Here is a 19255-nt window from a genome sequence, read left to right as displayed (position 1 = left end):
GTCCGTGTTCCTTGGTAGTTCCATAGTCCCTTTGGAACGAGACACTAAGTCGACAAGGCGCGCCCGTTCAACGAACACGCCGAACCTCCCGTTTTTCTTTTCACCCTATGTGATCACCCATAGTCGTAGCCATCCAGGGTGCTGGCCTGCGGCTACGGACGTCAACTCCCCGATGCCGCAGGCGCACTGGGCACCGAGACATCGAAGTGGCGCGCGCCACCGGCCGCTTTCAGCAGCGCGGTGAGCACCCCGGCCTTCCGGGCGCCCTGCTCGCCGCTTCCCCACACGACCGTGCGGCCACCCGCCAGTTCGAGGGTGAGGGAGTCATAGGACTGTACGCGGATCTTCCGTACGTCCTTACGCACGGCGTGGGGCAGGTCCCCGGCGACGCCGACCGCGGCGCGCCGCAACCGGTCGATTCCGAAGCGATGCAGACTGGGAGAGTCCGATGCGGCCATTTCCAGAAGCGGAACGCCCTTGGGAGCGGTGCCCACAGTGGCGAAACGGACGCCTTCGGCGTCCACTTCGACAAACTTCTTGCCCGAACGCATCAGGAGTTCCGGCCTTCTTTCGGTCACTTCGAGACCGATGGTGTGCGGCCAGGATCGCACGACATCGACGGTCTTGACGCGCGGCAGCCGCGCGCGCAGCCGCCGGGCCATCGCGTCGGTGTCCACGGAGGCCAGCGGAGTGCCCATCGGGGCGTCGGCCGCGGCGATGACCTCATCCTCCGTCAGGACCTCGGTGCCGACGGCCCGGACGTGCCGCACCCGCAGCCAGTCCGAGCCGTAGAGCGCCCAGGCGCCGAACGCGCCGAGCAGCAGCGCGAGGAGCGTGATGATGATCAGACCGCGACGGCCGGGCGGGCGGAGGGCAAGGCGCGGCCGCGTCAGGAGCCACGCGCGCCGCGCGGGGGAAGCGGGCGGGCCGGACGGCGGTTTGTTCTGGTTCCGCTCGCCGCGCCGGGCGGTCGACGGTCCGGCCACGCTCCCCTGCTTCCTGCTCGTCGGCTACTTGTCGCGCTGGGCGATCGCCTCGTACACCATGCCGACCAGCAGCTCGTCGGCGTCCCGGCGGCCGAACTCGGAGGCCGCGCGGGACATCTCGTACAGCCGGTGCGGATCGGCCAGGACCGGGAGCACCGTGCTCTGCACCCACTCCGGCGTCAGTTGGGCGTCGTCGACCAGCAGGCCGCCGCCGGCGTTGACCAGCGGCTGGGCGTTGAGCCGCTGTTCGCCGTTGCCGATGGGCAGCGGGACGAAGGCGGCCGGCAGTCCGACGGCGGACAGTTCGGCGACGGTCATCGCGCCCGCGCGGCAGAGCATCATGTCCGCGGCGGCATACGCGAGATCCATCCGGTCCACGTACGGTACCGGGACGTACGGCGGCATCCCGGGCATGTTGTCGACGTGTGGCAGTTCGTTCTTCGGGCCGACGGCGTGCAGCACCTGGATGCCGGAGCGCTGGAGCGCGGGCACCGCCGCCTGGATGACCTCGTTGAGCCGGCGGGCGCCCTGCGAGCCGCCGGACACCAGCAGCGTCGGGAGGTTGGGGTCGAGGCCGAACGCCGCCCGCGCCTCCGGGCGGACCGCCGCGCGGTCCAGGGTGGCGATGGTGCGGCGCAGCGGGATGCCGACGTAGCGGGCGCCGCGCAGCTTGCTGTCCGGGGTGCTGACGGCGACGAACTTGGCGTACCGCGAGCCGATCTTGTTGGCCAGGCCCGGGCGGGCGTTGGCCTCGTGGACGATGATCGGCACGCCGAGCCGCTTGGCGGCCAGATAGCCGGGCAGCGCCACATAGCCGCCGAAGCCGACCACGCAGTCCGCCTTCGTGCGCTCCAGGATCTGCTCGGCGGCCTTGATCGTGCCGCGCAGCCGTCCGGGGACGGTGATCAGTTCAGGGGTGGGCTTGCGCGGCAGCGGGACGGCCGGGATCAGGCCGAGCTCGTAGCCCCGCTCCGGGACGAGCCGGGTCTCCAGTCCCTTTTCCGTGCCGAGGGCCGTGATCCCCACGGTCGGGTCCTGCCTCCGCAGGGCGTCCGCGAGGGCGAGCGCGGGCTCGATGTGGCCGGCGGTCCCCCCGCCGGCGAGTACGACATGCACCGAAATTCACCGCTCTCCGGACGGCCGCTTCTTCACGCGCCGTCTCATCGTCTTCCATCTCACCCCAGCCGGTTTTCTTCCGAAAACCGGCTTCCGCGTGGCCAACGCGGCCAGCGCGGCTCGCGCGGCGGGCTCGTCTCGCGCGAAGGCGATCAGTAGCCCGATGGCGAACATCGTCGGCAGCAGGGCCGACCCTCCGTAGGAGAACAGCGGGAGCGGGACACCGGCGATCGGCAACAGGCCGAGCACCGCACCGATATTGATCACGGCCTGCGCCGTGATCCAGGTGGTCACACCTCCCGCGGCGTACCTGACGAAGGGGTCCTCCGTGCGTCCGGCCACGCGGATACCCGCATAGCCTAGAGCCGCGAAGAGGGCGAGCACCGACAGCGTCCCCGCCAGACCCAGTTCCTCCCCGGTGATGGCGAAGATGAAGTCGGTGTGTGGTTCAGGGAGTTCACCCCATTTTTCCATACTGGCGCCGAGCCCGGATCCGAAGAATCCGCCGGACGCAAGGGCATAAATGCCGTGTACGGCCTGCCAGCACTGGTCTCCCGGGCCCGGATCGGTCGCTCCGATGCAGGCCAGCCGGGACATCCGGTTGGGGCTGGTCCTGATCAGCAGTGCCCCGATGACGGCCGCGGCGCCGAGGACGCCGACGAACAGCCGGGTGGGGGCACCGGCCAGCCACAGCACTCCGAACAGGACGGCCGTGACGATGATCGCGGTGCCCATGTCGCCGCCGAGCATGATCAGCCCGAGCAGCAGGAAGGCGACCGGGACCAGCGGCACCAGCAGATGCTTCCACTGCACCAGCAGCTTCTTCTCGTGCTTGCGGGCCAGCAGGTCCGCGCCCCACAGGACGAGCGCGAGTTTGCCGAACTCGCTCGGTTGCATCTGGAAAGGCCCGCCCAGATTGATCCAGTTCTGGTTGCCGTTGACCGCGACCCCTATGCCCGGAATCTGCACCAGGCACATCAGGAAGACCGAGCCGGCCAGCAGCGGATAGGCCAGCGTCCGGTGCGCCCGGACGCTCATCCGGGAGGCGGCCAGGAGCAGCACGGCGCCCAGGGCGGCGGCGAGGAGCTGCTTGCGGAAGAAGTACGACGGGGCGAGTCCGGACTGCAGGGCCTTGATCTGGGAGGCGGAGTACACCATCACCAGGCCCAGGACGAGGATCAGGAGGCTGCCGCCGAGGATGAGGTAGTAGGCCGTCAGAGGCCGGTCCCAGGCCCGTCTGGCGCGGGCGTAGAGCCGTCCGGGGCCGCCGGTGAGGGTGCGGCCCGGACGCGGCGGGCGCGGTGGGGAGGTCCGGCGCACCGGACGCGAGGGGGCCGCCTTCGCCGATCGAGCCGTCATCCTCGTCCCCTCCCACAGATGCGCTCGCCGCGACGCGCCGACGGCGGGAAGCGCCTAGTGGTCCCGCGCGGTCAGCTCGCCGACCGCGTCGGCGAAGGCGTCGCCCCGCTTGTTGTAGTTCACGAACATGTCCATCGAGGCACACGCCGGGGCCAGCAGGACCGTGTCACCGGGCCGGGCCAGACGGGAGGCTTCCCGGACCGCCTCGGACATCGCCCCAGTGTCGGTCCGGTCCAGGTCGGCGACCGGCACATCGGGGGCGTGTCGCGCCAGGGCTTCGCGAATCAGCGCCCGGTCGGCCCCGATCAGGACGACACCGCGCAGCCGCGCCGCCGCCCCCCGCACCAGCTCGTCGAAGGTCGCGCCCTTGGCCAGGCCGCCGGCGATCCACACGATGTGCTCGTACGCCGCCAACGACGCCTGGGCGGCGTGGGTGTTGGTGGCCTTGGAGTCGTCGACGTAGGTGACGCCGCCGACGTCGGCGATGTGCTGGATACGGTGCGCGTCCGGGTGGAAGGCGCGCAGTCCGTCGCGTACGGCCGTGGGGCGTACGCCGAAGGCGCGGGCCAGTGCCGCCGCCGCGAGGGCGTTGGCGATGTTGTGCGGCGCCGGGCTGCCGGAGCCGGGCGCGATGTCGGCGACCTCGGCCAGTTCCTGGGCCTGCTGGTGCCGGTTCTCGACGAAGGCGCGGTCGACGAGGATGCCCTCGACGACGCCCAGTTGGGAGGGGCCGGGCGTGCCGAGGGTGAAGCCGATGGCGCGGCAGCCCTCCTCGACGTCGGCCTTCCTGACCAGGTCCTCGGTCGCCCGGTCGGCCGCGTTGTAGACGCAGGCGACGGTGTTGCCCTCGTAGATCCGGCCCTTGTCGGCGGCGTACGCCTCCATGGAGCCGTGCCAGTCGAGGTGGTCGGGGGCGAGGTTGAGGACCGCGGCGGAGTGGGCGCGCAGCGAGGGCGCCCAGTGCAACTGGTAGCTGGAGAGCTCGACGGCCAGGACGTCGTACGGCTCGTCGGAGAGGACGACGTCGATGATCGGGGTGCCGATGTTGCCGACGGCTGCGGTGCGCAGGCCCTCGGCCTCCAGGATCGCGGCCAGCATGCGGACCGTGGTGGTCTTGCCGTTGGTGCCGGTGACGGCGAGCCAGGCGGGGGCGTCGGGGCCGCGCAGCCGCCAGGCGATCTCGACGTCGCCGACGACGTCCACGCCCGCGGCGGCGGCCGCCGCGAAGAGCGGGCTGTCGGGCTTCCACCCGGGCGAGGTGACGACGAGGTCGGTGCCCTCGGGGAGGGTCGCGCCGTCACCGAGGCGGACGGTGATGCCCGCCGCCTCCAGCTCGCGGGCGGCGGCGCGCTGCTTGTCGCCGTCGCCGCCGTCCACGACCGTGACGCGGGCGCCGAAGCCGGCCAGGGCGCGGGCGGCGCTGATGCCGCTCACGCCGAGGCCGGCGACGGTGATGTGCCGACCGGCGAAGTCCTGCGGGTCGTACGTGCTCACTTGGCCGCCTGCCAGCCGCCGTAGAAGATGCCGAGTCCGACGATCACGCACATGCCCTGGATGATCCAGAATCTGACCACCACCAGGACTTCGCTCCAGCCCTTCAGTTCGAAGTGGTGCTGGAGCGGCGCCATGCGGAAGACGCGCTTGCGCGTCATCTTGAAGGACCCGACCTGGATGACCACGGACATGGTGATCAGCACGAACAGGCCGCCGAGCAGGGCCAGCAGCAGTTCCGTACGGGAGCAGATCGCCAGGCCCGCGAGCGCGCCGCCCAGGGCGAGCGAGCCGGTGTCACCCATGAAGATCTTGGCGGGCGAGGTGTTCCACCACAGGAAGCCGAAGCAGGCGCCCATCAGCGCGGAGGCGACGACCGCGAGGTCGAGGGGGTCGCGGACCTCGTAGCAGCCGGGGCCGGCGGTGATCTGGTTGGCGCAGGACTCCTGGTACTGCCAGATACCGATGAAGGTGTAGGCGCCGAAGACCATCACGGAGGCGCCGGTGGCCAGGCCGTCGAGACCGTCGGTGAGGTTCACGCCGTTGGACATCGCCAGGATCATGAACAGCGCCCAGATCACGAAGATCACCGGGCCGACCTGCCAGCCGAAGTCCTGGGTGAAGGACAGCCGGTCGGAGGCCGGGGTCTGCCCGCGCAGGTCCGCGAACTGGAGCGACAGCACCGCGAAGGCGATACCGACGATGAGCTGGCCGGCCATCTTGGCCTTGGCCCGCAGGCCCAGCGACCGCTGCTTGACGATCTTGATGTAGTCGTCCAGGAAGCCGACCAGGCCCATGCCCGCCATCAGGAACAGCACCAGCACACCGGAGAAGGTGGGATCGCTGCTCGTGATCACCTTGGTGAGCGCGTAGGCGATGATCGTGGCCAGGATGAAGGCGATACCACCCATGGTGGGCGTACCGCGCTTGCTGTGGTGGTCCCGTGGGCCGTCGTCACGGATGAACTGCCCGTAGCCCTTTTTGGCCAGCAGTTTGATCAGCAGCGGAGTGCCGATCAAGGTCAGGAAGAGCCCGATCATTCCGGAGAAGAGGATCTGCTTCATCGAGTTCATCGGGACGCGACTCCGCCCTCGGCGACCGGTACGCCCTCGCCGTCCAGCAATGCCACGGCGACTCGTTCCAGGCCCACCGACCTGGACGCCTTCACCAGCACGACGTCTCCCGGTCGCAGCTCGCTGCGCAACAGGTCGACCGCCGCCCGCGCGTCGGACACGTGCACCGACTCCTCACCCCACGAACCCTCGTTCTTGGCGCCCATGTCGAGCCAGGCCGCTTCCCTGCCGCCGACTGCCACGAGCTTGCTGACGTTGAGCCGGACGACCAAGCGCCCGACCGCGTCGTGTTCGGCGAGTGAGTCCTCGCCGAGCTCGGCCATCTCTCCGAGCACCGCCCACGTACGACCGCCCTTCGCCTTGGCGGCGGTGCCCATCGCGACCAGCGCTCGCAGCGCCGCTCGCATGGACTCGGGATTCGCGTTGTAGGCGTCGTTGACGACCGTCACGCCGTCCGCGCGCTCGGTGACCTCCATACGCCAGCGGGAGAGCGTGCCGGCTTCGGAGAGCGCGACGGCGATCTCGTCTGCGGGCATGCCCAACTCATGGGCGACGGCGGCCGCGGCAAGCGCGTTCGACACGTGGTGCTCACCGTACAGCCGCATGGTCACATCACTGCACCCGGAGGGTGTGTGAAGCGTGAAGGCGGGCTGTCCGAGGTCGGTGAGCCGGACATTCTCGGCACGGACGGCGGCGTCCGCGGACTCGCCGAAGAGCACCGTGCGGGCCTTCGTGCGCGAGGCCATGGCGCGCACGAACGGGTCGTCGGCGTTGAGCACCGCCACGCCGTTCTCGGGGAGCGCCTCGACCAGTTCGCCCTTTGCCACGGCGATCCGCTCGCGGCCGCCGAACTCTCCGATGTGCGCGGTGCCGACGTTCAGCACCACACCGATCTCGGGCGGGGTCAGCTCGGCGAGGTAGCGGATGTGGCCGATGCCGCGGGCGCCCATCTCCAGGACGAGATGGCGGGTGTCGGCCTCGGCGCGCAGCGCGGTCAACGGCAGGCCGATCTCGTTGTTGAGGCTGCCCTCCGGCCAGACGGTGGGCCCGCGCCGCTCCAGGAGCTGGGCGATCAGGTCCTTGGTGCTGGTCTTGCCGGCCGAGCCGGTGAGGCCGATGACGGTGGTGCCCAGGCGTCCGACGACGGCGCGCGCGAGCGCCCCGAGGGCGGCGACCACGTCGTCGACGACGATGGCGGGGACGCCGACCGGGCGGGCGGCCAGTACGGCCACGGCACCCGTCTCGACGGCGCGCCGCGCGAAGTCGTGGCCGTCGACGCGTTCACCGGCGAAGGCCACGAACAGGGCACCGGGGACCACCTCGCGGGAGTCCTTCACGACGGGACCGGTGACCTTCAGGCCGCCGTCCGGTATGTCGTGCTGCTGCCCGCCGACGATGCCCGCGATCTCGGCTAGGGACAGGGAGATCACAGGTCACCCCCGGCGAGGGACGGGTGGGGCCTGCAGAAGGGTTGTGCGCGCATGGCGGTGTGTCATCCCTGGTGGTTCGGCTGCTGTGACGTCAAGGAAGCCTCGATGGCCTCGCGCAGGACCTGGCGGTCGTCGAAGGGGCGGACCACTCCGGCGATGTCCTGGCCCTGCTCGTGGCCCTTGCCCGCGACGATCACCGTGTCGCCGGGCTCGGCGCGGGCGACGGCGGCGGCGATGGCGGCTGCCCGCTCCTCCTCGACCAGGACCGTGCCGCGTTCGTGGATGGGCACCTCGGCGGCGCCGGCGAGCATCGTGGCGAGGATCGCGAGGGGGTCCTCGCCGCGGGGGTTGTCGGAGGTCAGGACGGCCGTGTCGGCGAGGCGGGCCACCGCGGCGCCCATCGGGACGCGCTTGTGCGGGTCGCGGTCGCCGCCGCAGCCGAGGACGGCGTGCAGCTTGCCGTCGGTGACCTTGCGCAGCGCGCGCAGCACCGACTCGACGGCGTCGGTCTTGTGGGCGTAGTCGACCACCGCCAGGTAGGGCTGGCCGGCGTCGACGCGCTCCAGGCGGCCGGGGACGCCGGGGACCGCGGCGACGCCGTCGGCGGCGGTCTGCGGGTCGATGCCGGCGACCACCAGAGAGGTGATGGCGGCGAGCGCGTTGGCGACGTTGAACGGGCCGGCGATCGGGGAGGCGGCGCGCAGCGTCACGCCATCGGGGCCGTGCACGGTGAAGGTCGAGCCGAGCGCGCCGACCTCGACGTCCGAGGCGCGCCAGTCCGCGTCGGGGTGGCCCTCGGCGGAGAAGGTGGTGACCGGGACCTCGGACTCGCCCTCGGCCAGCCGCTTGCCGTACTCGTCGTCGAGGTTGACGACGCCGGCGCGGCTGCGGGCCTTGGTGAACAGCCGGGCCTTGGCCTGGAAGTAGTCCTCCATGCCGGAGTGGAACTCCATGTGCTCCGGGCTGAGGTTGTTGAAGATCGCGACGTCGAAGACGCAGCCGTCGACGCGGCCGAGGACAAGCGCGTGGCTGGAGACCTCCATGGCGACCGCCCGCACCCCGCGCTCGCGCATGACAGCGAAGAGCGCCTGGAGGTCGGTGGCCTCGGGGGTGGTGCGCTCGGACTTCATGCGCTCGTCCCCGATGCGGGTCTCCACCGTGCCGATCAGCCCGGTCAGCCAGCCCTCGCCGCGCGCGGCGGCGGCCCGCAGCCCGCCCTCGATGAGGTACGCGGTGGTGGTCTTGCCGGAGGTGCCGGTGATGCCGATCTGGAGCAGGTCCTCGCCCGGCGCCCCGTAGATGGAGACGGCCAGGGCGCCCATCCGCGCGCGCGGGTTGTCCACGACGAGGACCGGCAGGCCGGTCCCGGCGGCGCGGTCGGCGCCCGAGGGATCGGTCAGGATCGCGGCGGCGCCGAGGTCGGCGGCCTGGGCGACGAAGTCGGCACCGTGCAGGCGGGCGCCCGGCAGGGCCGCGTAGACATCGCCGGGGCGGACCGCCCGCGAGTCGTGCGTGATGCCGGTCACCTGGACGGCGGCGGCGCCGGCCGGAGCGGGGGTGCCGAGCTGCTCGGCGAGGTCCGCCAGGGGGGTGGGGCGGACCCGCTCGGGGCGGGGCGCTCCCGGGTAGGTCGTCGCGCCCCCCGTCTGAGCGTTCTGGGCTTTCGGGGACTGATCAGCTTGTGACACGGCGGTGAGCGTACCGGGCACAACGGGCCCGGGGCGAAGTGAGGGCGTCGTGCGGGAGCCGTTCGCGCGGTCGGGGGCGCGGTCGGGAGTGCCGTCGGTCGGGCCGTCGGGAGTGATCGTCGTCACGGCGGGTTTGCCTCGATTCATTCGCCTGGCGTGAAGGCGACCGGCAGCCGCGGGGGTTTGGCGCCGGTCGGCGGGACCTGGAGGGTTTTCAGCGCGAACGCCATGACCTGCTGGTAGATCGGGCCGCAGACCTGGCCGCCGAAATAGCTGCCCGTGGTCGGATTCTGTACGGCGCAGTAGACCGTGACGCGGGGCTTGTCGGCGGGCGCGAAACCGGCGAAGGAGGCCGTGTAGCCGTGGTAGCCGCCGCGCTGGGGGTCCACCCGGTTGGACGTGCCCGTCTTGCCGCCGACGCGGTATCCGTCGATCTTCGCCTTCGCACCGGTGCCCTCCTCGTCGTCGACCACGGATTCGAGCATGGTGGCGAGGGTGGTGGCGGTCTTCCGGCTGATCACGCGCGTCTTGGCGGGCTTGGGCGCGGGGACGTACCGGCCGTCGGGGCCGGTGGTGCCCCGCACCAGCGAGGGGGCGACGCGCTCGCCGCCGTTGGCGATCGTGGAGTAGACGGAGGCGGCCTGGACGGCGTTGAGGGACAGGCCCTGGCCGAACGGGATCGTGTACTGCTGCGAGGTGTTCCAGTCCTGCGGTTTGGCCAGGATGCCGGCCGTCTCGCCGGGGAAGCCCAGGCCGGTGGGCCGGCCGATGCCGAATTTGCGCAGGTAGGAGTAGAGGACCTGGTTGGCCTGGCGCTGGGTCTTGCCGAGCTGGCCGGCCGCCAGGATGGTGCCGATGTTGCTGGATTTGGCGAGGACGCCGTTGAGCGTGAGATGCCAGGTGGGGTGGTCGATGTCGTCGGCGAAGAGCCGGTCGCCGCGGTGCAGCCGGTTGGGCACGGTGACCCGGGTGGCGGGGGTCGCGGCGCCCTCCTCCAGGACGGCGGCCATCGCCATCACTTTGCTGGTGGAACCGGGCTCGTACGCGTCGGAGAGCGCGGCGTTGCCCAGTGCCTCCGGGTCGGCCTTGGAGATGTCGTTGGGGTCGAAACCGGGAGAATTCGCCAGTGCGAGGATCTCGCCGGTCGTCGTGTCCTGCACGACGACATAGCCGCGGTCGGCGCCGGACTTCGCGACCTGCTTGCTGATGGCCTGCTGGGCGGCCCACTGGATGTCGCGGTTGAGGGTCAGCTCGACGTCGGTGCCGGGGACGGCGGGATGTTCCTGGGCGTCGGCGGTGGGGACGCGGCGGCCGCCCGACTGGGCGTAGACCAGCTTGCCGTCCCGGCCGGCCAGCTCCTTGTCGAGCCGGGCCTCCAGGCCGCCGCCGCCCCGGCCCTGGCCGTTGACGAAGCCGAGGACGCCGGCGGCGAGGTCCTTGTTGGGGTAGACGCGCTTGCTGTGCTTGTCGGCGAAGATCCCGACCAGGACGTTCGGGCGGGGCGCGCGCTTGGGGGCGGCGGCCGCCTTGGCTTCGAGGGCCCCGCGCAGGTCCTTGATCTGCTTCCAGACCTGCGGTGTCTGCTGGCGCGAGAGCAGGACATAGCGCGACCTGGGCTTGGCGAGCTTCTCGGCGAGGGTGGCCTGGGGCTCGCCGAGGATCGGCGCGAGGAGCGCGGCGGCCTGCTGCGGAGCGTCGTCGATCTTGGTTTTGGCGGGGGCGAGCAGGCTGGGATCGGCGGTGATGTCGTAGGCGTCCACGGTGGTCGCCAGGTCCTCGCCGTCCCGGTCGGTGATCGCGCCGCGTTCGGCGGCCAGCTTGACCGGGACGTAGCGGTTCTCGTTGGCCTTGGCGGCGAACGCCCCGGCGTCCACCGCCTGCACCTGGAAGAGCCGGACGACGAAGACCAGCATGACCAGCGTCAGCGCGAGCGAGACCAGCCGCAGCCGGGGGCGCGGGCTGCCGAGGCGGAGCGTCGCGGTGCCGGGGCGGCGGACCGCCGGGGGCCGGGGCGCGCCGGGCCTGGGGGCGGTGCGCTTGGCGGCGGACGGCCGGGAAGCGGGCCGGCGGGCACCGGCGGGCTTGGCGGACCGCGCGCGCCCGGCGGGGCGCGGTACGGGGCGGCGGGGGTCCTTGGGCTCGGTCATGCCGTGGCCTCGCCGGCGGGGGCGGCGTACGGCGCGGCGGCGCGGGGGGCGGCGGGCTCTCGCGTCACGGGGTCACCTGCCGGAGCTCGTCGGGGAGGGGACGGCCGGGGCCAGGTACGGCAGCCAGGCGGGGGCTCGCCGCGCGGCCCCCTCGGACCGTGCCGCGCGGGCCTCGCCGGGCTTGCCGAGGATCGTGCCGTCGGGCCGCAGGAAGGCCGGGTTGCCGCCCGGCACCATGCCCAGTTCGCGGGCGCGCCGGGCCAGGGCGCCGGGCGCGGAGAGGGCGTCCACCTCCTGCTGGAGCGCCTGCTGTTCGTCCGTCAGGTCGTCGGTCTCCTTCTCCAGCTTGCTCAGCTCGAACGAGCCCTGGTTGAGGGCCGAGTTGAGCAGCAGCAGGCTGATCAGTCCGGAGCCGAGCAGCACGACGACGAGGAGTACGAAGGGCGTTCGCGCCGCGGAGCCGGCGCCGGAGGGGAAGAGCGCGGCGAGGCGTCCTGCCCCGCCGCGCGACCGCCCCTGGCCCTTCACGCAGTGTCCTCGACGTTCTCGCGGATCCGTTCGGCGCCGCGCAGGCGGGCGGGGGCCGCGCGCCGGTTCTCGGCGACCTCCTCCTCGGTGGGGAGTTCCGCGCCGCGGGTCAGCAGCTTCAGACGGGGCTGGTAGCGCTCGGGGACGACCGGCAGGCCGGCCGGTGCGGTGTTCGCGGCGCCGGCCGCGAAGACCTGCTTGACCAGGCGGTCCTCCAGCGAGTGGTAGGAGAGCACGGCGATCCGGCCGCCGACCGCCAGCGCGTTCACGGCGGCCGGGATGGCGCGCTCGACACTGGCCAGCTCGGCGTTGACCTCGATGCGCAGCGCCTGGAACGTGCGCTTGGCGGGGTTGCCTCCGGTGCGCTTGGCGGCCTGCGGCAGCGCGTCCCGGATGAGCTCGACCAAGCGCGCGCTGTTGGTGAACGGCTCCTTGGCGCGCTCGCGGACGACCGCTTCGACGATCCGCTTGGCCTGCTTCTCCTCGCCGTAGGCGCGCAGGATCCGGACGAGTTCGCCGGGCGCGTACGTGTTGAGGACATCGGCGGCGCTGATGCCCGTCGTCTGGTCCATCCGCATGTCCAGGGGGGCGTCCTGGGCGTACGCGAAGCCGCGGTCGGCCTCGTCGAGCTGCATGGAGGACACGCCGAGGTCGAACAGGACACCCTGGACGCGGGGCTGCCCGAGCCGGCCGAGGACCTCGGGGAGCTCGTCGTAGACCGCGTGGACCAAGGTGGCGCGCTCACCGAAGGGGGCCAGCCGCTCCCCCGCCAGGCGCAGCGCGGCCGGGTCCCGGTCGAGGGCGATGAGGCGGGCCGCCGGGAAGGTGGAGAGCAGCGCCTCGCTGTGCCCTCCGAGGCCGAGGGTGCAGTCGACGACGACCGCACCGGGCTCGGCGAGCGCGGGGGCGAGCATGTCCAGGCAGCGCTGGAGCATGACGGGGACGTGGCGAGTGTTGCTGCTCATGCGCCTTCCGATGGGCTGGGCGGCAGGTGGGTCCCCCGGGGCCGTTGGCTGGGGGAATGCCGCACGTACCGCTTGGTCCCCGCCCGCTCTGAAGGGGAAGTGGCCCTCCGGCGACGGGGAAGTGACGTCGGAAGACCGGTGGAGCGGGAGGAGGCCGAGCCGTACGTACGGAAAAATCGCGCACGCGAGGGTTTCGGGATCCGAGGAGAGCGTCACGCCTCCCACTTCGCGCCACTTTAGTCCACCGGCGGCCCCGGTCAATCAACTGGTTCCGCGCGTCCTCCGGCGGCTTTCACGCGGCCGCGTCACCCGGACGGAGGCAACGCGGGCAACCCGTGTGGATTACCTCACAAGGAGTGATGTTGACCCCTATGCCCGTCCTCACATGCGGCCGGATCGGCCGATGCCGATTAACGTGAATCCATGCCCATACCTGCATCGCAGCCGCTGCCCCAGCCCACCGACAGCGCCGCCGTGCCCGAGCACGGGACGGTCACCGACCGTCTCGTCGAGGCGAACGCGCGCTACGCCGCCGCCTTCAAGGACCCGGGAATGGACGCCAGGCCCGTTCTCAAGGTCGCCGTGGTGGCCTGCATGGACGCCCGAATCGACCTTCACGACGCCCTCGGCCTGGAGCTGGGCGACTGCCACACCATCCGCAACGCCGGCGGTGTCGTCACCGACGACATCATCCGGTCCCTGACGATCAGCCAGCGCGCGCTGGGCACCCGCTCGGTCGTGCTCATCCACCACACCGGCTGCGGTCTGCTGAGCCTGACCGAGGACTTCCGCCACGAGCTGGCCGCCGAGGTCGGGCAGCGGCCCACCTGGGCTGTCGAGGCGTTCAAGGACCTCGATGAGGACGTACGGCAGTCCATGGAGCGGGTGCGCACCTCTCCCTTCCTGCCGCACACGGACGACGTGCGCGGCTTCGTCTTCGACGTGAAGACGGGGCTGCTGCGGGAGATCGAGCCGCGGGGGTGAGCCGGCGGCGTGGGTGAGCCGGAGCAGGGGTGAGCGCCGGACGCGGCGCCGGAACCGCCGAAGCGCCCGGGCAGTCCGGAAGGCCGGAATTGCCCGGGTGTGGTCGTGCCAGTTATCCACAGGCCATGACGCGAGGGCGCGGGGACGGCAACAATGCGTACGTGACGTCGCGTCGGCCGGGGCCGGTCGCGGCGCGCGTTTCGGGGTGGACCGGGGCCGTCAAGGGGCGTCGGGCCAGCGATCTCCTGCTCCTTGGGGGCGCGGGGAAGGGCCGAGGAGGGCCGAGTGACGACGTATGACGAACGAGCGAGCCTCAGCGATCTGACCACCACGGCGGAACGGGTTCACCGGTCGGTGGAGGGTGTGATCGAGGGCAAGCCGGAGGTCGTACGGCTCGCGCTGACCGTGCTGCTGGCCGAGGGGCATCTGCTCATCGAGGATGTGCCCGGCGTCGGCAAGACGATGCTCGCCAAGGCTCTGGCCCGGTCCATCGACTGCTCGGTGCGACGCATCCAGTTCACGCCCGACCTGCTGCCGTCCGACATCACCGGCGTCAGCGTCTTCGACCAGCAGCGCCGCGACTTCGAGTTCAAGCCCGGCGCGATCTTCGCCCAGATCGTGATCGGCGACGAGATCAACCGCGCCTCGCCCAAGACCCAGTCGGCGCTCCTGGAGTCGATGGAGGAGCGCCAGGTCACGATGGACGGTCAGACCTATGAGCTGCCCAGCCCGTTCATGGTGGTCGCCACGCAGAACCCGGTGGAGATGGAGGGCACCTACCCCCTCCCCGAGGCGCAGCGGGACCGCTTCATGGCCCGGGTCTCGATCGGCTATCCGAGCCCGGCGGCCGAATTGCAGATGCTCGACGTGCACGGCGCGGCCTCTCCCCTGGACGATCTCCAGCCGGTCGCGCACGCCCACGAGATCCTCAAGCTGATCGACGCGGTGCGCACGGTCCATGTCGCCGAAGCGGTGCGCCGGTACGCCGTGGACCTGGTCTCCGCCACCCGCGGCCACCCCGAGCTGCGGCTGGGGGCCTCGCCCCGGGCGACGCTGCATCTGCTGCGCGCCGCGAAGGCGGCGGCCGCCCTCGCCGGGCGGGAGTACGCCCTGCCCGACGACGTGCGGTCCCTGGCGGTGGCGGTCCTGGCGCACCGCCTGCTGCCCACCGCCCAGGCGCAGTTGAACCGCCGCACCGCCGAGCAGGTGGTGCTGGAGATCCTGCGGCGCACCTCGGTGCCCGATCCCTCCTCCCAGCAGTGGTGGCATCCCCCCGAGGGCCGTCTGCGGCAGCCGCCCGGCGCACGGGGCGTGTGATGTCCGGCGGGGGGAGCGAGGGGGCGCCGGAGCGCGGCGGTCTGCGGGCGGCCTTCGGGGGGCTGACCACCCGAGGCCGGTCGTTCCTGGCGGCCGGGGTGGCCGCCGCGGTGTGCTCCTACCTCCTCGGGCAGGCGGACCTGCTGCGGGTCGGGTTACTGCTGGCGGCGCTGCCCGTGGTGTGCGTCCTGGTCCTGCACCGCACTCGCTACCACGTCTCCGGCAGCCGTTCGCTCTCCCCCGCCCGGGTGTCCGCGATCGCCGAGTCGCGGGTCGGGCTGCGGATGGAGAACCTCTCACGGCTGCCCACCGGGGTGCTGATGCTCCAGGACCGGGTGCCCTACGTCCTGGGGCCCCGGCCGCGTTTCGTCCTGGACCGCGTCGAGGCCGGCGGCCGCCGCGAGGTGTCCTACCGGGTCCGCTCCGACCTGCGCGGGCGCTATCCGCTGGGCCCGCTCCAGTTGCGGCTGTCCGATCCGTTCGGGATGTGCGAGCTGACCCGCGCCTTCAGCGCCGTCGACACCCTCACGGTCGTGCCGCGCGTCGAACCGCTGCCGCCGGTCAGGCTGGGGGGCGAGGCGTCCGGGTACGGCGACGGCCGCCAGCGCTCGCTCGCGCTGGCCGGTGAGGACGACATCATCCCGCGCGGCTACCGCCACGGCGACGATCTGCGCCGGGTGCACTGGCGCTCCACCGCCCGCTACGGCGAGCTGATGGTCCGCCGGGAGGAGCAGCCGCAGAAGGCCCGCTGCACGATCCTGCTCGACACCCGCTTCACCGCCCACCAGGGCTCCGGGCCCGACTCGGCGTTCGAGTGGGCGGTCGCGGGCGCCGCGTCGATCGCGGTGCATCTGCTGGAGCGGGGCTTCTCGGTGCGGCTGCTGACCGACACCGGCACCTCGGTGCCCGGCCCGGACGGCGCCGGCGGCTTCGCGGGCGGCACGGAGTCCGCCGACGCGGCGGGCCTGCTGCTGGACACCCTCGCCGTCGTGGAGCAGTCCGACGAGGACGGCCTCTCCGCGGCGTACGACGTGCTGCGCGGCGGCAACGAAGGGCTGCTGGTCGCCTTCTTCGGCGATCTGGACGCGGAGCAGGCGGTGATCGCCGGACGGATGCGGCAGCGCAGCGGGACGGCGGTCGCCTTCGTCCTGGACGGCGACGCCTGGACGCGCGGCCCCGGCGGGATCCGCTTCGGCGGCGACGGCACGCCGGTGGCCGAACGCCTGCGCGGGCTGCGCGAGGCGGGCTGGACGGCCCTGCCGGTGGCGCCCGGCGCCGCGCTCGCCGACCTGTGGCGGTCCGCGGACCGCGCCGGAGTGCGGCCGGACCGGATGGCGGAGACCGGTGCCTCGGCGACGGCGGGGGGAGACGCGTGAGCGGGGACACAGGCCAGGGGAGCGGTCCGGGCGGGCGCGCGGCGCGGCCGGGGGCGGCGGACCGGCGCGGGGCGCGCGCGGGTGGCTCGGAGCGAAGCGGGGGACGGGCATGAGCGGCCGGGCGCGGCTCGCGCTGTGTGCGACGGCGGCGACCCTGTGCGCGGCCTGCGCGCTGCTGCCGCTGGTGGAGCCGGTCACCTGGATGTTCCAGGCGGTCATCGTGCTGGGGCTCGTCACGGGCGTGGGGGCGCTGGCCCGCCGGGCCCCGCTGGCCAGGCCGCTGACCATCGGCGCGCAGGCGCTTACCGGTGTTGTCCTGCTGACCCTCCTGTTCGCCCGAGGCCAGGCCGTCGGGTGGCTGCTGCCCGGCCCGGACGCCGTCGCGGAGTTCGTCCGGCTGCTGCGCGGCGGCGTCTCGGACGTCGGGAGGTACGCCATCCCGGCGCCGGTCACCCCCGGCATCCGGCTGCTGCTGGTCGCGGGCGTCCTGCTGATCGGCCTGATCGTCGACGCGCTGGCCGTCACCTACCGCAGTGCCGCGCCCGCCGGGCTGCCGCTGCTCGCTCTGTATTCGGTGGCGGCGGGGCTGTCCCCGGGCGGCGCGGGATGGCTGTTGTTCCTGGTCGCGGCGGCCGGTTATCTGTTGCTGCTCCTGGCGGAGGGCCGGGACCGGCTCGCCCGGTGGGGCCGGGTGTTCGGCGCGGGCCGGGCGAGCAGGCGTTCGTTCGCCGTCGGGGCCGGCGGGCAGGCTCCCGCCCCGTTGCGCACGGGGCGCAGGATCGGCGCGCTGGTCCTGGGGATCGCGCTGGTGGTGCCCGCGCTGCTGCCGTCCCTGGGCGGCGGGCTGTTCGCCCCGTCGGCCGGCGAGGGGCCGGGCGGCGGTGGCGGCACGATCTCGGCGGTCAACCCGCTGGTGTCGCTGCAGAACAGCCTGAACCAGCCCTCCGACCGGCAGGTCCTGAACTACCGCACGACCGCGGCCGACACCCGCGACCTGTATCTGCGCATCGTCGCCCTGGACCAGTTCGACGGCACCGCCTGGAAGCCGTCCGAGCGGACGGTCACGGACGTCCCCGACCGGCTGCCGGACCCGCCGGGCCTCGGCCCCGGCGTCGCCGTCGACCGCGTCAACACCTCCGTCTCGACGGCCCAGTGGTACGCCCAGAACTGGCTGCCGCTGCCCTATCCGGCGGCCCGCGTGGAGATCTCCGGGCGCTGGCGCTTCGAGCCCTCGGGCCGCACCCTCGTCGGGGACCGCGGGCAGAACACCCGCGACCTGCGCTACCAGGTGGAGAGCCTGCTGGTGCGGCCCACCTCCCGGCAGCTCGCCACGGCCCCGCCGCCACCGGCCGCGCTGGTGCGCGAGTACACCAAGGTGCCGCGGTCGCTGCCGCCGGTGGTGCGCTCGACGGCCCGCCAGGTTACCCGCGGTGCCCGCACCCCGTACGCCAAGGCCGTCAAGCTCCAGGACTGGTTCGCGCTCCACGGCGGCTTCAGCTACAACACCGAGGTGCGGGCCGGCAGCGGATCGGAGGCCATCGCGCGGTTCCTGGCGCAGAAGGAGGGCTTCTGCGTCCACTTCTCCTTCTCGATGGCGGCGATGGCGCGGACGCTGGGCATACCGGCCCGGGTCGCGGTCGGCTTCACGCCGGGCACCAGGCAGCCGGACGGCACGACGTCCGTGGGGCTCAAGGACGCCCACGCCTGGCCCGAGCTGTACTTCCAGGGCATCGGCTGGACGCGTTTCGAGCCGACCCCGAGCCGCGGCAGTGTCCCCGACTACACCTATCCCGACACCGGGGACACGGCCGATCCCGCTGTGCCGGCGCCCGAGCGGTCCCGGCCCGCCGACCCCTCGGACGGGCCGTCGGCGGCGCCGTCCTGCGGGCCGGGCGAGGAGCGGCCCGGGTCGGCGGCGTCCTGCGGGCCGGTGACCCCCGGGTCGGGCGCCCTGCCGCCGGACGACGGCCTCCCGCTGTGGGCGGTCATCGTCCTGTCCGTCGCGGCGCCGTTCGTCCTGCTGCTGCCCGTGGTGCCGCTGCTGTGGCGGATCCGGGAGCGGTCCCGGCGGCTGGCGCCCGGCGGCTTCGGCCGCGAGAGCGCGGAGGTCACGGTGGCGGCCTGGCGCGAGCTGCTGGACACCGCGTGGGACTACGGCATACCGCCCGACGAGTCGCTGAGCCCGCGTGGTGCGGTCGCGCGCCTCGTGCGCGTGGGGCAGTTGGAACCGGAGGCCGCGGCGGCCGCGGAGCGGGTGGCGGCCGCGGTCGAGCAGGCGCTGTACGCCCCGCGCCCCCGGCCGGCGTCCGGGCTCGCCGCCGACGTGGAGCGGGTGCGGGCGGGGTTGCGGGAGGGGGCCACCCGTGGCATGCGGCTGCGCGCGCTGCTGGCCCCGCGCTCGGCGAGCCGCCTGGCGCGGGCCCTGTCCGACCGGTGGGGCGCGGTGGTCACCCGCTGCGCCACCAGCCGCCCGGTGGCCAAGGCCCGCCGCGCGGGCGCCGCCCTCCGGCCGGGACGACAGCGGGCTTAGCCGACGGCGGGGCGGCCGGCGGCGGGGCGGATCCCGAGGGACGAGCCTCGGGAGGGGCCTCACGAACGAGCCTTACCAACGGCCCTGACCGACGGGCACGGCAACCGGGCCACGGCACCCGGCGCAAGGATTCCCCCAGGCATTCCCCACGAAAAAGCGCCGGGGGGGGGGGGGGGGGGTGGTGGGGGGGGGGGGGGGGGGGGGGGGGGGGGGGGGGGGGAGGGGGGGGGGGGGGGCGGGGGGGGGGGGGGGGGGGGGTGGTGGT

At 73.0% G+C, this 19255-nt stretch carries 14 protein-coding genes; 4 read left to right on the top strand and 10 right to left on the bottom strand.

Translation table 11 applies throughout. The features are described 5' to 3' along the window. Positions 1 to 161: 161 nt before the first annotated feature. The 10 genes from ACZ45Z_RS20665 to rsmH form a co-directional block, all read right to left on the bottom strand. On the bottom strand, positions 162 to 986 hold the full coding sequence (locus ACZ45Z_RS20665; protein WP_468364242.1) for a cell division protein FtsQ/DivIB: 825 nt from the start codon (positions 984 to 986) through the stop codon (positions 162 to 164). A 24-nt stretch (positions 987 to 1010) separates the two neighbouring features. After that, positions 1011 to 2102: an undecaprenyldiphospho-muramoylpentapeptide beta-N-acetylglucosaminyltransferase gene (murG, locus tag ACZ45Z_RS20660; protein WP_468364240.1), complete on the bottom strand. Its 1092-nt coding sequence runs from the start codon at positions 2100 to 2102 to the stop codon at positions 1011 to 1013. 6 nt (positions 2103 to 2108) lie between these two features. Next, positions 2109 to 3461: a putative lipid II flippase FtsW gene (gene ftsW, locus ACZ45Z_RS20655; RefSeq protein ID WP_468364237.1), complete on the bottom strand. Its 1353-nt coding sequence runs from the start codon at positions 3459 to 3461 to the stop codon at positions 2109 to 2111. 54 nt (positions 3462 to 3515) lie between these two features. Beyond that, a complete protein-coding gene (gene murD, locus ACZ45Z_RS20650) occupies positions 3516 to 4955 on the bottom strand; it encodes a UDP-N-acetylmuramoyl-L-alanine--D-glutamate ligase (protein ID WP_468364235.1) in 1440 nt (479 codons plus the stop codon). Further along, positions 4952 to 6016 (bottom strand): phospho-N-acetylmuramoyl-pentapeptide-transferase, encoded by a 1065-nt coding sequence (mraY, locus tag ACZ45Z_RS20645; protein WP_468364801.1) that lies wholly within the window; start codon positions 6014 to 6016, stop codon positions 4952 to 4954. Before mraY ends, murD begins: the two co-directional genes overlap by 4 nt. A gap of 5 nt (positions 6017 to 6021) precedes the next feature. Next, complete coding sequence (locus ACZ45Z_RS20640) at positions 6022 to 7455, bottom strand: UDP-N-acetylmuramoyl-tripeptide--D-alanyl-D-alanine ligase (RefSeq protein ID WP_468364231.1); 1434 nt, start codon at positions 7453 to 7455, stop codon at positions 6022 to 6024. A gap of 62 nt (positions 7456 to 7517) precedes the next feature. Then, a complete protein-coding gene (locus ACZ45Z_RS20635) occupies positions 7518 to 9269 on the bottom strand; it encodes a UDP-N-acetylmuramoyl-L-alanyl-D-glutamate--2,6-diaminopimelate ligase (RefSeq protein ID WP_468364228.1) in 1752 nt (583 codons plus the stop codon). 17 nt (positions 9270 to 9286) lie between these two features. After that, positions 9287 to 11290, bottom strand: coding sequence for a peptidoglycan D,D-transpeptidase FtsI family protein (locus ACZ45Z_RS20630; protein WP_468364226.1), 2004 nt, complete (start codon positions 11288 to 11290; stop codon positions 9287 to 9289). Between the two features lie 72 nt (positions 11291 to 11362). Beyond that, positions 11363 to 11818: a cell division protein FtsL gene (ftsL, locus tag ACZ45Z_RS20625; RefSeq protein WP_468364223.1), complete on the bottom strand. Its 456-nt coding sequence runs from the start codon at positions 11816 to 11818 to the stop codon at positions 11363 to 11365. Continuing rightward, entirely contained in the window at positions 11815 to 12783 is a 969-nt protein-coding gene (rsmH, locus tag ACZ45Z_RS20620) for a 16S rRNA (cytosine(1402)-N(4))-methyltransferase RsmH (RefSeq protein ID WP_468364220.1), read from the bottom strand. The genes ftsL and rsmH overlap by 4 nt, the downstream gene beginning before the upstream one ends. A 423-nt stretch (positions 12784 to 13206) precedes the next feature. Here rsmH and ACZ45Z_RS20615 point away from each other — a divergent pair, with 423 nt between their 5' ends. The 4 genes from ACZ45Z_RS20615 (at position 13207) to ACZ45Z_RS20600 (ending at position 18990) form a co-directional block, all read left to right on the top strand. Then, entirely contained in the window at positions 13207 to 13767 is a 561-nt protein-coding gene (locus ACZ45Z_RS20615) for a beta-class carbonic anhydrase (RefSeq protein ID WP_468364218.1), read from the top strand. Positions 13768 to 14052: 285 nt separating this feature from the next. Next, positions 14053 to 15084, top strand: coding sequence for an AAA family ATPase (locus ACZ45Z_RS20610; protein ID WP_468364216.1), 1032 nt, complete (start codon positions 14053 to 14055; stop codon positions 15082 to 15084). After that, positions 15084 to 16460, top strand: coding sequence for a DUF58 domain-containing protein (locus tag ACZ45Z_RS20605; protein ID WP_468364213.1), 1377 nt, complete (start codon positions 15084 to 15086; stop codon positions 16458 to 16460). Before ACZ45Z_RS20610 ends, ACZ45Z_RS20605 begins: the two co-directional genes overlap by 1 nt. A gap of 109 nt (positions 16461 to 16569) precedes the next feature. Continuing rightward, positions 16570 to 18990, top strand: a complete 2421-nt coding sequence (locus ACZ45Z_RS20600; RefSeq protein ID WP_468364211.1) for a transglutaminase TgpA family protein — start codon at positions 16570 to 16572, stop codon at positions 18988 to 18990. The last annotated feature ends 265 nt before the right edge of the window (positions 18991 to 19255 follow it).

It is taken from the genome of Streptomyces sp. NPDC031210, assembly GCF_055570395.1.
The sequence above is the reverse complement of the archived record's forward strand: the minus strand, read 5'-3'. Positions and strand labels throughout refer to the sequence as shown.